16 protein-coding genes and 1 tRNA gene are annotated in these 13,944 nt (G+C 72.5%); 9 read left to right on the forward strand and 8 right to left on the reverse strand.

Annotated elements, in window-relative coordinates; all coding sequences use genetic code 11:
• Nucleotides 1-5: 5 nt before the first annotated feature.
• The 6 genes from AC1DYZ_RS06930 (at nt 6) to AC1DYZ_RS06955 (ending at nt 3,240) form a co-directional block, all read left to right on the forward strand.
• Entirely contained in the window at nt 6-185 is a 180-nt protein-coding gene (locus AC1DYZ_RS06930) for a DUF2273 domain-containing protein (RefSeq protein WP_456825695.1), read from the forward strand.
• Nucleotides 178-537, forward strand: coding sequence for an Asp23/Gls24 family envelope stress response protein (locus AC1DYZ_RS06935; RefSeq protein ID WP_477064474.1), 360 nt, complete (start codon nt 178-180; stop codon nt 535-537). The genes AC1DYZ_RS06930 and AC1DYZ_RS06935 overlap by 8 nt, the downstream gene beginning before the upstream one ends.
• Nucleotides 534-1,109 (forward strand): DUF6286 domain-containing protein, encoded by a 576-nt coding sequence (locus tag AC1DYZ_RS06940; RefSeq protein ID WP_477064475.1) that lies wholly within the window; start codon nt 534-536, stop codon nt 1,107-1,109. Before AC1DYZ_RS06935 ends, AC1DYZ_RS06940 begins: the two co-directional genes overlap by 4 nt.
• Nucleotides 1,106-1,684 (forward strand): hypothetical protein, encoded by a 579-nt coding sequence (locus AC1DYZ_RS06945; protein ID WP_477064476.1) that lies wholly within the window; start codon nt 1,106-1,108, stop codon nt 1,682-1,684. Before AC1DYZ_RS06940 ends, AC1DYZ_RS06945 begins: the two co-directional genes overlap by 4 nt.
• Nucleotides 1,685-1,746: 62 nt before the next feature.
• A complete protein-coding gene (locus tag AC1DYZ_RS06950; RefSeq protein ID WP_477064477.1) occupies nt 1,747-2,124 on the forward strand; it encodes a YybH family protein in 378 nt (125 codons plus the stop codon).
• Between the two features lie 3 nt (nt 2,125-2,127).
• A complete protein-coding gene (locus AC1DYZ_RS06955; protein WP_477064478.1) occupies nt 2,128-3,240 on the forward strand; it encodes an epoxide hydrolase family protein in 1,113 nt (370 codons plus the stop codon).
• Here AC1DYZ_RS06955 and AC1DYZ_RS06960 read toward each other — a convergent pair.
• Entirely contained in the window at nt 3,237-5,198 is a 1,962-nt protein-coding gene (locus AC1DYZ_RS06960; protein ID WP_477064479.1) for a glycoside hydrolase family 15 protein, read from the reverse strand. The two genes, AC1DYZ_RS06955 and AC1DYZ_RS06960, sit on opposite strands and share 4 nt — an antisense overlap.
• A gap of 30 nt (nt 5,199-5,228) precedes the next feature.
• Nucleotides 5,229-5,468 carry a hypothetical protein gene (locus tag AC1DYZ_RS06965; RefSeq protein WP_477064480.1) on the reverse strand — a complete coding sequence of 80 codons (240 nt, stop codon included), beginning with the start codon at nt 5,466-5,468 and terminating at the stop codon, nt 5,229-5,231.
• 83 nt (nt 5,469-5,551) lie between these two features.
• On the opposite strand from AC1DYZ_RS06965, the gene AC1DYZ_RS06970 reads away from it, so the two are divergent.
• The gene (locus AC1DYZ_RS06970; RefSeq protein ID WP_477064481.1) at nt 5,552-6,157 is read left to right on the forward strand and encodes a GNAT family N-acetyltransferase; all 606 of its coding nucleotides are present in this window, start codon (nt 5,552-5,554) and stop codon (nt 6,155-6,157) included.
• Here AC1DYZ_RS06970 and AC1DYZ_RS06975 read toward each other — a convergent pair.
• The 6 genes from AC1DYZ_RS06975 to AC1DYZ_RS07000 form a co-directional block, all read right to left on the reverse strand.
• The gene (locus AC1DYZ_RS06975; protein ID WP_477064482.1) at nt 6,150-6,950 is read right to left on the reverse strand and encodes an ion transporter; all 801 of its coding nucleotides are present in this window, start codon (nt 6,948-6,950) and stop codon (nt 6,150-6,152) included. The two genes, AC1DYZ_RS06970 and AC1DYZ_RS06975, sit on opposite strands and share 8 nt — an antisense overlap.
• A 181-nt stretch (nt 6,951-7,131) precedes the next feature.
• The gene (locus AC1DYZ_RS06980; protein ID WP_477064483.1) at nt 7,132-7,812 is read right to left on the reverse strand and encodes a DUF998 domain-containing protein; all 681 of its coding nucleotides are present in this window, start codon (nt 7,810-7,812) and stop codon (nt 7,132-7,134) included.
• Between the two features lie 28 nt (nt 7,813-7,840).
• Nucleotides 7,841-7,911 (reverse strand) — tRNA-Gly (locus tag AC1DYZ_RS06985).
• Nucleotides 7,912-7,969: 58 nt separating this feature from the next.
• Entirely contained in the window at nt 7,970-8,956 is a 987-nt protein-coding gene (locus tag AC1DYZ_RS06990; RefSeq protein ID WP_477064484.1) for an aldose epimerase family protein, read from the reverse strand.
• A gap of 28 nt (nt 8,957-8,984) precedes the next feature.
• Nucleotides 8,985-11,447, reverse strand: coding sequence for a glycoside hydrolase family 94 protein (locus tag AC1DYZ_RS06995; protein WP_477064605.1), 2,463 nt, complete (start codon nt 11,445-11,447; stop codon nt 8,985-8,987).
• A gap of 210 nt (nt 11,448-11,657) precedes the next feature.
• A complete protein-coding gene (locus AC1DYZ_RS07000) occupies nt 11,658-12,047 on the reverse strand; it encodes a DUF6069 family protein (RefSeq protein WP_477064485.1) in 390 nt (129 codons plus the stop codon).
• A 136-nt stretch (nt 12,048-12,183) separates the two neighbouring features.
• On the opposite strand from AC1DYZ_RS07000, the gene AC1DYZ_RS07005 reads away from it, so the two are divergent.
• On the forward strand, nt 12,184-13,293 hold the full coding sequence (locus AC1DYZ_RS07005) for a sensor histidine kinase (RefSeq protein WP_477064486.1): 1,110 nt from the start codon (nt 12,184-12,186) through the stop codon (nt 13,291-13,293).
• Nucleotides 13,290-13,937: a response regulator transcription factor gene (locus tag AC1DYZ_RS07010; protein ID WP_477064487.1), complete on the forward strand. Its 648-nt coding sequence runs from the start codon at nt 13,290-13,292 to the stop codon at nt 13,935-13,937. Before AC1DYZ_RS07005 ends, AC1DYZ_RS07010 begins: the two co-directional genes overlap by 4 nt.
• Nucleotides 13,938-13,944: the final 7 nt, after the last annotated feature.

Genomic DNA, 13,944 nt, shown 5'->3' on the forward strand with positions numbered 1-13,944 from the left:
TCACCATGTCAGCTGTTGCCATCGGGCTGTTCGCCGGCCTGCTGCTCGCGCTCGTCGCCGCCGTCGGCGGGTTCAGCATGTTCGTGCTCGCCCTCGTGCTCGCGGCGGTCGGGGTGCTCGTCGGCCTCGTCGTGGAGGGTCGGCTCGACGTCTCCGGGCTCGTCGCCGGCCGCCGCCGTGGCTGACGCCCGAGGCACGCTCACCATCGCGGACCGCGCGCTGACCCGGATCGCACGCCAGGTGACGCTCGAGGTGCCAGGCGTCGCGCCGGAAGAGTCCGCGGGGACCATCGAGCGCCGGCTCGGTCGGGGCTACCCCCGCGTGCACTGGCAGCGCGCCGGCACGCACGCGCGGGTCGAGGTCGAGGTGGCTATCGCCTGGCCCGCCTCCGCCGCCCGGGTCACCACGCAGGTGCAGGAGGCCGTGCGTCGCGAGCTCGAGCGACAGGCCGGACAGGACGTCACGTACGTCGGCGTGGCCGTGCGCGAGGTCGTGCGTCCCACGGCCGACTCCCGACCGGTCGCGAGGGTGCGATGACCCACGTCGAGACTCCGCGCGCCTTCGCGCCCGCCGCCGCGGCGACCCGCGCCGGCCGGGTCGCCTGGTGGAGCATCGCGCTCGCGGTGCTGGTGGTCGCGGTCGGCGTGCTCGTGGTCCGCGAGGCCCTCGTCGCTGCCGGCACCATCGACGGTGAGCCGTGGATCGCGCCCGCCCTGGACCGCCTCGACGGCGTCGGACCGTCGGCGGTCGTCACGGTCGTCGGCGTGCTGCTGGCGCTGCTCGGCCTGTGGTTCGTGGTGATCGCGCTGGGGCGCCGCGTGCGCACGCGGCTGGCCGTGACCTCGTCGGCGGGCACCACGATCGGCATCGCCGACGCCGCCCGCCTCGCGGCCGCCGCCGCCGACGACGTGGACCGGGTGCTGTCCGCCCGGGCGAACGCCACCCGCCGTTCCGTCACGGTCACCGTGACCACCCTGGAGGGCGACGACGTGGCCGACGCCGTCCGCGCCGCCGTCACGGCGCGCCTGGCGCCCCTGGTCCAACCCCTGTCCGTCCGGGTGGCCAGCAGGGTGACCGCAGGCCTGCACGCGGGGGGTGACCGGCGATGAGGCGATCGGTCCTCGCGTTCGACCGGGTGGCCCTCCTGCTCCTCGGCCTGGTGCTCCTCGTCGTCGGCGTGGCCGCTGTCGGGTGGCAGCTCGGGTTCCTCGGCGACGTCTGGCCGGACGTGCCATCGTCGGTGGCGGTCGACACGACCCAGGTGACCGAGGCGTCGAGCTACGCCGCCCTGGCGGGCGTCGTCGGGATCCTGCTCGTGCTCCTCGGCCTCTGGTGGCTGCTCGCGCACCTGCCGCGCCGCTCCGTCGGGTCGTTGCGGCTGCCCGCGGGGGAGCAGGCCGGCCGGCTGGTGGTCGACCCCGGTCCCGCCGTGGCCACCGCCGCCGAGGTGCTGGCCGACGACCCCCTGGTCCGGTCCGCGCGCGGCGCGGTGCTGGCCGATCGTGGCGAGCTGGTCGTGCGCCTGCGCGCCACGGTCGACCCGGACTCCGACCTCGACGCCGTCGTCGCGGCCTGCGACCGCGTGCTCGCGGACCTCGCGCACGTCCTGCCCGCGGAGCAGCTGCGCTCCCGCGTGGAGCTGTCCGTGCTGAGGCGCGGGGAGGCGGGACCGCGCGTGCAGTGACGATGTCGGACGCCCGGTGCAGACTCGACGCACCGACATCCGTCGAGGGCGAGGAGCACGCCATGGGCAAGGACGCGGTCACGGGCTGGGTCGAGCGGTACGAGCACGCCTGGCGGGCGCAGGACGCGGACGGGCTGGACCGGCTCTTCCACGAGGACGCCCGGTACCTGCGCTCGCCGTACGACCCGGAGCCGCTGGAGGGCATCGACGCCATCCGAGGGTTCTGGAAGGACGACACCCCGTTCGAGATGACCGCGACCGTGATCGCGGCCGACGGGCCCGACGCGGTGGTTCGGGTCGAGGTGCGGTACGGCGGCGAGAAGCCGCAGGAGTACCGCGACCTGTGGGTGCTCCGGTTCGGCCCCGACGGGCGCGCCGAGCTGTTCGAGGAGTGGGCCTATTGGCCCGAGAAGACGTACACCACGTCGGGCGACGCCTGACCCGTGCAGCCGTTCACGGTGCACGTGCCCGACGAGGTCCTCGACGACCTCCGGGACCGCCTGCGCCGGACGCGATGGCCCGCCACGCTCGCGTCCGTCGGCTGGTCGCGCGGCGTGCCGGTCGACTACCTGCGGGGGCTCGTGGGGCGCTGGCTCTCCGGGCACGACTGGCGGCGGGTGGAGGCCCGGCTGAACGCCGTCGAGCAGGTCCGGACGCAGATCGACGGCCAGACGTTCCACGTCCTGCACGCACGCTCGGTCGATCCCGCCGCGCTGCCACTGGTCCTCACGCATGGCTGGCCGGGTTCGGTGCTCGAGTACCTCGACCTGCTGGCACCGCTCACCGCGCCCGGACCGGATGCCTTCCACATCGTCGTCCCGTCGCTGCCGGGCGTGGGCTTTTCGACGCCGCTCGCCGACGAGGGCTGGGACCACCGCCGGATCGCCCGGGCCTGGGCCGCGCTCATGACGTCGTTCGGCTACGAGCGGTACGGCACGGCGGGCGGCGACACGGGGTCGGTGGTCTCGCCCGAGCTCGGGCGCGTGGCGCCCGGCAGCGTGGTCGGGGTTCACGTCCACGGCAACCTCGACGTGCCGTCGTCCCGCGAGGCGCGCACCGACGCCGAGCGCGAGCGGCTGGCGTGGGCGGCCAGTCGTCGCGAGACCGACCGGGGCTACTCCGCGCTGCAGTCCACCCGGCCGCACACCCTCGGGTACGCGCTGGCGGACTCGCCGGTCGCGCAGCTCGCGTGGATCGTCGACAAGGTCCACGACTGGACCGACCCCGCCGTCGACGACCCCGCCGAGGCCGTCGGGCGGGACCACCTGCTCGACCTGGCGACGCTGCTGTGGGTCACCGGCACCGGCGCGACGTCGACCCACCTGTACTACGAGAACCGCGTCGCACCGTCGCGGACGGTGGTCGTCGACGACGTCCCGTTCGGCCATGCCCTGTTCCCGACCGACCCGGCGATCCGGCACGTCGACGCCCGCGAGCACCGGCTCGTGCACTGGACCGAGCACGAGCGTGGCGGCCACTTCGCGGCGCTGGAGGCGCCGGACCTGCTGGTGGCCGACCTGCGCGCGTTCTTCCGCCCGCTGCGCGAGCTCACCTAGCCGCCGCGGTTCGGCGGCTCGAAGTGGATCCCGTCGTGACCGGCCGTCTCCTCGGCGCGGATGACGTGCATGACCGCGTTGATGAGCGCCAGGTGCGTGAAGGCCTGGGGGAAGTTGCCCAGGTGGCGGCCGGAGCGCGTGTCGATCTCCTCGGCGTAGAGGTTGAGGGTGCTGGCGAACGACAGCAGGCGCTCGCACAGTGCGCGGCCCCGGTCGAGCTCGCCGATCTCGACTAGGGCGGAGACCAGCCAGAACGAGCAGATGGTGAACGTGCTCTCCTCGCCGGACAGGCCGTCGTCGGTCTCCTCGACGCGGTAGCGCAGCACGAGACCGTCGGTGGTGAGCTCGTCGGCGATCGCGAGGACGGTGGCGCGCACCCGGGGGTCCTCGGGCGGCAGGAAGCGCAGCAGGGGGACCAGCAGGAGCGACGCGTCGAGGGCGTCGGACTCGTAGCGCTGGACGAACACGCCGCGCTCGTCGACGCCGTTCGCGCAGATGTCGGCGTGGATCTCGGCTGCCAGCTTGCTCCACTGCTCGGCGAAGTCGTGCTCGTCGTGCATCCGCGCCAGCCGGGCGCCGCGGTCGAGGGCCACCCAGCACATGAGCTTGCTCGACGTGAAGTGCTGCGGCTCGCCGCGGACCTCCCAGATGCCGCGGTCGGGCTCGTGCCAGTGCCGGATCGCCGCCTCGACCTGCCGCTTGAGCACCGGCCAGAGCGCCTCGGGCAGCTGCTCGCGCGAGCGGGTGTGCAGGTAGACCGAGTCGAGCACCGCGCCCCACACGTCGTGCTGCTGCTGGTCGTAGGCCGCGTTGCCGATGCGCACGGGCTGCGCGCCCTCGTAGCCGGACAGGTGACCGAGCTCGAACTCCTCGAGCTTCTCCTCGCCGCCGACGCCGTACATGATCTGCAGGTCCTTGTTGTCGCGGCAGACGTCGTGGATGAACGCGAAGAAGTCGTTGGCCTCGCGGTCCAGGCCGAGCGTGTACAGACCCCACAGGGCGAACGTCGAGTCGCGGATCCACGCGTACCGGTAGTCCCAGTTGCGCTCGCCGCCGGGCGTCTCGGGCAGGGAGGTGGTGGCCGCCGCGAGCAGGGCGCCGGTCGGTGCGTAGGTGAGGCCCTTGAGGGTGAGCGCGCTGCGCTGCAGGTACGTGCGCCACGGGTGGTCGGGGAAGACGCCCTGCGTGATCCACTCGCGCCAGAACTCCTGCGTCCGCCACAGCTGGTCGGCGGCCGCCTCCCACGTGGCGGGCGCCGGCAGGGGCGACCAGGACAGGGCGATGTACGCCTTGTCGCCGTTGACCATGCGCGTGCGGGCCGACGCGGTGCGTCCGTCGATGCCCATCCGCAGGCTCGACGTGAGGCGCAGCGTCGGGCAGCGCGAGCCGGCGGGCGGCGTCGCGCGGACGGCGTTGTAGCCGTCGCCGTCGTACTCCCACTGCACCTCGCCGCGGCCGTAGTCCGGCGACGGGTCGCACTCCACCTGCAGGTCCACCGTGCCGCTCACGCACGTGACGGTGCGCAGCAGGATGTGCTCGGCGTCGTCGTCGGTGGGCGTGCGGCGGTGCGTCGCGGACCGCTCGTCCTGGTTGTGCCACGGGCCCATCACCATGGCGTCGCGCACGATCAGCCAGCCGGTGGGCGTCTGCCAGGTGGTCTCCAGGACGAGGGTGCCGGGCAGGTACCGGCGGGCCGTCGGGACCCGGATGCCGTGCGGGCCCACCCGGAACGAGCCGGCGCCGCGGTCGAGGATCGCGGCGAAGATGCTGGGGGAGTCGGGCCGCGGGACGCACATCCACTCGACGGCGCCGGTCGGGGAGATCAGGCAGTTCGACTCGCAGTCCGAGAGGAACGCGTAGCTCGCGATCGGCGGGAAGGGCGAGCGGTGGGCGCCGTCGGAGTCCGAGGTGGCGCGGGCGACGGCGGTGCTGGGCGAGGGCGTGGGGGCCGGCGTCATGTCTCAGCGTGACGGATCTGCCCCAGAATGTCAGTACAGCAGGTTGACGATCTCGTACGTCTCGGGCTGCGCCTGGGCCTCGACGCGCTCGCGGGCGAGCGCGAACGCCTCGGCCGGCGTCGCGACGACGCCGCTCGCGTGCAGCTCGGGCGCGCAGCTCAGCACGCTGTACAGCGGGCCCAGCGGGTTGCCGTCGTCGTCGCACTTGCCGACGGCGACGACGAACACCTGGTGCAGGACGTCGGGGGTGGTGTCGGAAAGGATCGTCACCCCCTGGGCATCGGCACGTCGGGACCGATCCTGGAACGAATGCGACAGGCCGGCCGTGAACGACCCGTGAGAAGGTCGTGCTCATGCCCGCAGTCATCCGGCCGTTCCACCCGTCCGACCTGCCGTCGCTCTACCGCATCTGCTTGCTGACGGGCGAGATCGGCGGCGACGCGACCGCGCTGTACCGCGACCCCGACCTGCTGGCGCACGTGTACGCCGGCCCGTACCCGGTGGCGGACCCGGGTCTCACGTTCGTCGTCGTCGACGAGCTCGGGATCGTGGGCTACGTCGTGGCGACCGCCGACACCGCCCGGTTCGAGCAGTGGCTCGAGCAGGCCTGGTGGCCGGCCCTGCGTGCGCGCTACCCGCTGCGGGAGGACCCGCGCGACGGCACCGAGGACCACGTGCTGGTGCAGCGGATCCACGACTGGCCGCGTGCCGACGAGGCCCTGGTCGCGCGGTTCCCGGCGCACATGCACATCGACCTGCTGCCGCGCGCGCAGGGCCAGGGGCTCGGGCGCCGGCTGGTCGAGACGCTGGCGGAGGCCCTGCGAGGTCGCGGCGTGCCGGGCCTGTACCTGGGCGTCGACGACCGGAACGAGGGCGCGATCGCGTTCTACCACCGGGTCGGGTTCGAGCTGGCCGAGAAGCACGACTGGGGACGGACGCTGGCGCTCGACCTCACGTGACGGGGGTGTCGTCTCCCGGGGGCGCGTCACGCTGCAGGCCGAGGACCCGGTCGACGTCCGTGAGCGTCGCGCCGGGCAGTGCCATGAGCGCGCGCAGGCGCACCAGCGGGTCCTCGGGCGAGCCGGCCGGCTTCGCGGCCGGCTTCCGCGGCGTCAGGAAGACGTTGGCCAGGTAGCCGGTGAACGTCCCGAAGATGCCGACGCCGACGACGATGATCATCGACCCGATCACCCGACCCGCATTGGTCACCGGGTAGCAGTCTCCGTAGCCGACGGTCGAGATCGTCGCGATCGTGTACCAGAGCGCGTCGGACGCGTCGGTGATGTTCGCGTCGGGAGCGTCGATCTCGACGCGCAGGATCGCCATGCTGCCGAACTGGAGCACGAGGATGCCCGTGAACAGCAGCGTGTAGAGCGCGCTGCCGGCGCGGTCGCGCACGAGGGTCCGCAGGACGGTCCGGCCGCCGACCTCGCGCAGCAGCCGGAACACGCGGACGAGACGGAAGATCCGCAGGAACTTGAGCTGCGCGAACGGCAGGCTCGCCAGCAGGTCGGCCCAGCCGAAGTGCCGGAAGAAGTAGCCGCTGCGCGAGGGGGCGGTCGCGAGCCGGTAGCTGAAGTCGATGAGGAAGATGGCGCTGAAGATCGCGTTCATCACCAGCATCACCTCGTCCAGGGCGCCGCCGTGCTGGGCGAAGGCGATCAGGACCAGGTTGAAGATCGACAGCAGCGACAGTGCGCCGATGAAGATCTCGTAGCCGGTGCTCTTCAGCTCAGTGCGCTTCGCGCTCACGAGGGGAGTGTCTCAGCCGCGGTGCGGCGCGGAGCTGACCGACGCGGGCGAGGACGGGTCATGAACGCCGCATGACAGCGGTCAATGACTGCTTGACTCTGGTGCAGTCGGAGGCGCACTCTTGACGAGACGTCGCAGGGCCGGATCCCCAGGAGGGTGGGGATCCGGCCCTGCGCGGACGTCAGGCGTCGTGCGTCGGCCGGTTCCGCCGGGCGATCTCCAGCGCGAGGAGGGCGATGCCGAGGGCGCCGAGCGCGGCGACCAGGCGCTCCAGGAGCCCCCCGACAGCGGAGGCGGAGAACACGCCGGTCGCCACGAAGAGCACGAGGACCGCGATCGTGAACCAGTTCGTCGGCCGCACCCAGCCCTGCCAGTCCCTGGTGTTGCCCATGGCGCCCGCGAGGAAGAACCCAGCGCCGACGAAGAAGACGAAGCCGGCCGTGGTGAGGGTCGTGTCGAGCATGCCGCCGAGGTTGGCCAGCTGGTCGGCGGACGAGCACCCCTCGTCGGCGAGCCGGCATGCGAGGCGCTCGAACGGCGTGAGCAGGTCGCCGAGCCCGAAGACGGAGAGCGCCAGCAGGATCGAGCCGACGCGAGCGGACCAGCCACCGGCCCTCAGGGTCGGCCAGACGCAGAGCCACGCGAACACGATGGTGACGGCCCCGGTGACCGTCAGGACGGCGACGAGAAACCACACGTGGGGCGCCGTGACGGCGTACATGTCGCTGATCGAGTGTGCGAGTGCGCTGTAGCCCGAGCCCTGCCAGGCGGCGGCGATCAGGAAGCTGACGACGAACACCACCTGCGCCGCGACCGCGACGAGCGCCCACCGGCGCCTGGTCGATGGCCCGGGATCCGTCATGGTCGAACCGTAACGGTGTGGCGATGCGAGCGGGTGACGAGAATCGAACTCGCGCTATCAGCTTGGGAAGCTGAAGTTCTGCCACTGAACTACACCCGCGCGACCGACAGGATCGGTCCGGCAGAGAGCATACCCGGATGGGTCGCCGCCGCCGAACTCAACCCCGCAGGGTCATGGTGAACGCGCCGCAGCGCTCCTCGCCGGGTTCGAGGACGAAGACGCCGGTGCCCGGGACGCCGGCGGCGTGCAGCGCGAAGCCGTTGTTCACGTTGGTCACGGGCTCGACCGCGAAGTACGACCGACGCCGGGGCGCGTAGACGACGAGGTGCGCGTACACGGGGTCCGCGTGCACGTCGACCGAGACGCCCAGGTCCTCGTACGTGATCCGGACGGGCGCACCCGGCTCCCAGTCGGTGAGGACGTCGTCGACGAACCCGAGCCCCAGCCGTCGGGCCACGCGGAAGTCGGCGCGCGCGGGCACCTCGCCCGCGGGCCCCTGCGCGAGCGCGTTGACCAGCGAGTAGCCCTTGCGGGTGGGGACCTCGAGCACGGGCTGGCCGGGGGTCGGCGGTGCCGACGTGCCGACGGGCGAGAGCGTGCGCTGCAGGTACGGGTGGTGCCCGAAGCCCGCCGGGAACGGCTCGACGTCGATGTTGCGCACCGAGGTGCCGACCGTGAGCCGGTCGCCGGTCAGCGCGTAGGTGATCTGCGCGCGGAAGTGCCAGGGGAAGTTCACGCCGACGAGCCCGGTGGTGTCGAGCTCGAGCACGACCCGCGACGGCGACCGCTCGGTGACCGACCAGGCCGAGTACGCGACGGCGCCGTGGATCGCCGTCCCGTCGGCGCCGTTGCGCTGGAGCTGCCAGGTGCGGTCGCCGAACGTCAGCAGACCGTCGCCGATCCGGTTGGACCACGGCACCATCGGGAAGCTCGAGCACTTCTCGGGCTGGCCGAGCGCGGTCGGCCGAGTCGGCCGCAAGAGGTCGCGCCAGACACCATCGGACGTGCGGATCCGGCCGCCCGCGAGCGACGCACCCGTCGCCGGCAGCACGTCGAGCTCCCACGAGGCGCTCCGCAGGGTGACCATCCGCGACGTCTCGAGGGCGGGCGGCGCAAGCGCTTCGATCTCCTGGACAGCCGTCATCGCAGCATCCCGTCGGCCCCTGGCGGGGTCAGACGGTGACCTCGACCCGGACGACCTGACCCGCGGCGGCGTACGGGACGAGGTTGCCCTCGACCGGCGTGCCGTCGACCGTCAGGCGCCCGCGGGCACCCTCGGTCCCGGAGTTGGTCACGCGGATCTCGTACGTGGCGCCGCGGGCGACGCGGGTCACGGTGAACGAGGGGACGTCGGGGCCGATCTGCGGGTCGACGACGAGGCCGTCGTAGTCCGGGCGCACGCCGAGCAGGTACTGCGACACCGCGACGAAGTTCCACGCCGCCGTGCCGGTCAGCCACGAGTTCTTGGCCTCGCCGGCGCGCGACGCCTCCTTGCCGGCGATCATCTGCGCGTACACGTACGGCTCGAGCTTGTGCGTGTCCGAGATCTCCTCGCGGTACGCCGGCGTGATCCGCTTGTAGTAGTCGAACGCCTTCGCGCCGCGGCCCACCACGGTCTCGCCGATGATCACCCACGGGTTGTTGTGGCAGAAGATGCCGCCGTTCTCCTTGTACCCGGGCGGGTAGGTGGAGACTTCGCCGAGCTCGATCTGGTACGTCGTGTACGCGGGGTACTGGAGCACCAGGCCGTGCGGGGTGCCCAGCATCTCGCCGACGGAGTCGAGCGCCTTGATGGCGGGGGAGCTTGTCTCGAGGCCGTCCACGCCGATGCCCGCCATCACGGCGAAGCCCTGCGGCTCGATCCAGATCTTGCCCTCGGGCTTGGCGTCGGTGCCGACCGGGTTGCCGTAGAAGTCGTACGCGCGCAGGAACCACTCGCCGTCCCAGCCGTGCTCGAGCACCGCGGCGCGGACCTCGTCGACGACCTTGCGGGCCTGGGACGCGACCTCGGTCAGGCCGCGGCGCGACGCCAGCTCCGCGAACTCCGCGCCGTAGAGGACGAACTGCGCGGCGATGAACACCGACTCGGCGTGCCCGCCGGCCTGGTTCTCCGTGGTCTGGAACGACTCGCCCGGCGTGGTCGAGAAGCAGTTGAGGTTGAGGCAGTCGTTCCAGTCCGCCCGGCCGATGAGCGGCAGGCCGTGCGGGCCTCGGTTGTCGACCGTGAACTGGAACGAGCGGACCAGGTGCTCGAAGAGCGGGACCTCGGAGCCGGTCGCGTTGTCGAACGGCACGGGCTCGTCGAGGATCGCGTCGTCGCCGGTCTCCTTGATGTAGGCGGCCACGCCGGCGATCAGCCACAGCGGGTCGTCGTTGAAGCCCGAGCCGATGTCGTTGTTCCCGCGCTTGGTCAGCGGCTGGTACTGGTGGTACGCCGAGCCGTCCTCGAACTGCGTCGACGCGATGTCGATGATGCGCTCGCGGGCACGCTCGGGGATGAGGTGCACGAAGCCCAGCAGGTCCTGGTTGGAGTCGCGGAAGCCCATGCCGCGACCGATGCCGGTCTCGAAGAACGACGCCGAGCGCGACATGTTGAACGTGACCATGCACTGGTACTGGTTCCAGATGTTGACCATCCGGTCGAGCTTCTCGTCGGTGCTCGTCACCGAGTACGTCGACAGCAGCCCGGTCCAGTGCGCCCGCAGCGCCTCGAACGCGGCGTCGGTCTGCTCGGTCGTCGCGAAGCGGCCCAGCAGCGCGTGCGCGGGCTCCTTGTTGATGACCTGGTGGGCGTCGTCGGCCCACTTGGCCTCGTCCGGGTTCTCGATGTAGCCGAGCACGTAGGTCAGCGCGCGGGACTCGCCCGGCTCCAGCGTGAGCTCGACGGAGTGCGAGCCGATCGGGTACCAGCCCGACGCCACCGAGTCCGCGGACTTCCCGCTGCGCGGGACGGTCGCCTCGCCGAGGCCGTTGTAGGCGCCGACGAACGTGTCGCGGTCGGTGTCGAAGCCCGTGGCGTGGGTGTTCACGCCGTAGACGGCGTAGTGGTCGCGGCGCTCGCGGTACTCGGTCTTGTGGAAGACGGCCGACCCGTAGGGGCCGTCCTGCTCGACCTCGACCTCGCCGATCGACAGGTTGCGCTGGTAGTTCGTCTGGTCGTCCTGCGCGTTCCAGAGGCAGAACTCGACGAACGAGAAGAGCGAGATCGTCTTCGACGCGTCGGACGTGTTGGTGACGGTGACCTTCTGGATCTCGGCCGTCTCGCCGATGGGCACGAAGAAGAGGGTCTCGACGGAGATCCCGCGGCGCTCGCCCGTGATGCGCGTGTAGCCCAGGCCGTGGCGCGTCTCGAAGTGGTCGAGGTCGGCCTTGACCGGCAGCCACGACGGGGTCCACACGTCGCCGCCGTCGTTCACGTAGAAGTACCGGCCGCCCGCGTCGGCGGGGATGTTGTTGTACCGGTACCGCGTCAGGCGCCGCATCTTGGCGTCGCGGTAGAACGAGTACCCGCCGGACTGGTGCGAGATGAGCGAGAAGAACTGCTCGGAGCCCAGGTAGTTGATCCACGGATAGGGCGTGTGAGGCGTCTCGATGACGTACTCGCGTGCCTCGTCGTCAAAATGGCCGTACCGCATGGACATGCCCCTCGAGTGCTCGGCAGTGGCGCCCGCTGCTCCCGACCTCCCCCGCAGCAGTGCGGTGGTGCGTCGTGGCTTTCCGGCGCGATATCAGTGTGCGAGAGCGCTCCCACGCATCTCTCGGACGGAAGCATAGCCGTCCGACTCGGCTGGTGGAACGGGCCCAGGGGCCGACGAGGAGAAAACCCTCGTCGACCCCGGCCCCGTTCAGGCGGCCAGGACCTGTGCCCTGACCCGGGCGCGGCGCGGGTCCAGGCCGACCGCGATGACGGTGCCGACCACCAGGTGGAGGGTGAGCAGCGTGGCCCGCGCCGCTGCCGACGTCGCCCCGAGGGGGCCGAGCAGCGACACGAGCAGGACGATGCCGCAGGTCAGCCACCAGGCGACCGGTGTGCGGTTCCTCAGCAGCGTGCGGACGGCCCAGCCGCCGAGGGTCGCGACGACGGCGACGATGACGACGGACGCGAGGCCGATCGTCAGTGCGGGCTGGCCCGCCTCCAGGTCGACGCCGGCGACCGGGACCGCGAGGACCCAGATGGCGACGGCGAGCGCGGTGGCGGTGACGGCGACGAGCCAGACGGGGATCGGACGGGACATGAGGTTCTCCTGACGTCGAGGTGGACGCCATCGACCCTCGTGCGCGTCGACGTGCACGTCGTCGGCCGGAGGTGCCCGTCGGCCCCCTCCTTTGGTCGGTGGTGGGCCGCACCGAGGCGTTCCTACGCTCGGCGCCATGAGCTGCTCCCCGTCCCGACGCGACCTCCCCGGTGTCCCCGTGCTGCTCGGGCTGCTGGCGGGGATGGCCGTGCTCACCTTCTTCGCCGCGTGGGCCGCACGGGGCGACGGCGTGCCGCTCGCGGTCGACCTGCTGCTCGGCGTCGCTGCCATCGCGGTCCTGCCGCTCCTGCGCACACGACCGCTGCTGGGTGGCGTGCTGCTCGGGGTCCTCGCCGCGCTGAGCCCGGCCGCGACCCCGTCGGCCACGGCCGGCACGTACGTCGTCGCGCGGCGGGAGCGGCTGCGGATCGCGGTCCCAGTCGCGTGCGCGAGCATCGTCGGGCACGCGGTCCAGGCGCTGTGGCGGTCGGTGGGGTTGCCGCTCGGGTGGTGGCTGCTGTGCGACGTCGCCGTGCACGCGGCGCTCCTGGGCTGGGGCGCCTACGGCCGGACGCGGGACGCGCTGGTCGAGGAGTGGCGGGCCCGGGCGCGGCGGGCCGAGCAGGAGCAGAGCCGCAAGGTGACCGAGGCGCGCAGCGCCGAGCGCACGCGGATCGCGCGGGAGATGCACGACACGCTGGCGCACCGGCTGACCCTGCTGGCGACGACCGCGGGCGCGCTGGAGTATCGGTCGGACCTCTCGCCGGAGCAGGTGCAGGCCGCCGCGGGCGTCGTGCGGACCGCTGCGGGCGAGGCGTTGGACGAGCTGCGGGCTGTGATCGGGGTGCTGCGGGAGGCGCCGGAGGAGCTGCGGCCGACGCCGGGCCTCGCGGACCTGGTCGCGCTCGTGGAGCAGGAGCGCAGGGCAGGAGCGCGGGTGTCGCTGGAGGTGGCCGAGGTCGCCGTGCCCGCGGCGGTCGGCCTCGCGGTCTACCGGACGTGCCAGGAGGGCCTGACGAACGCGCGGAGGCACGCGCCGGGCTCGGCCGTCGACGTGGTCGTGAGCCGGGACGACGGGCTCCGGGTGCGCGTGGTGAACGGGCCGGGCGGCCGCGGCCTCGGACCGGGGACCGGGACCGGCCTGATCGGGCTGACCGAGCGGATCGAGCTGCTGGGCGGGACGGTGTCGGCAGCGTCGACGTCGGACGGCTTCGCGCTGGAGGTGTGGCTACCGTGGGAGGCGTGACCGTCCGGGTGCTCGTGGTCGACGACGACGCGCTGGTGCGCTCCGGGTTGACGCTCATGCTCGACGGCGCGCGGGGGATCTCGGTGGTCGCGCAGGTGGCGGACGGGGGCGCGGTGCCCGCGGCGCTCGACGCGCACCCCGTCGACGTCGTCCTCATGGACCTGCGGATGCCCGGCGTCGACGGCATCGCGGCGACCCGGGCGGTGCGGCGCCGCCAGGACCCGCCCGCCGTCGTCGTCCTCACCACGTTCGACACCGCCGACGAGGTCGAGGCCGCGATGCACGCCGGTGCGAGCGGCTACCTGCTCAAGGACACGGACCCCGAGCGCATCGTCGAGGCCGTGCTGGCCGCCGCCGCGGGCGAGCCGGTGCTGTCGCCGCGGGTGGCTCGTCGGCTCATGGACGCGACCGCGCGAGCGGGCGGCTCCCGGGCGGCGGCGCGCGCGTCGCTGGGCCTCCTGACCGACCGCGAGCGGGATGTCGTCGCGGCGATCGGGCGTGGGGCGAGCAACGCCGACATCTGCCGCGAGCTGTTCGTCTCGCTGGCCACGGTCAAGGCGCACGTCTCCAGCGTCCTGCTCAAGCTCGGGCTGGAGAACCGCACGCAGGTGGCGCTGCTGGCCCGGGATGCGGACCTGCCCTGACCGCACG

Source organism: Cellulomonas sp. P1_C4 (assembly GCF_056406355.1).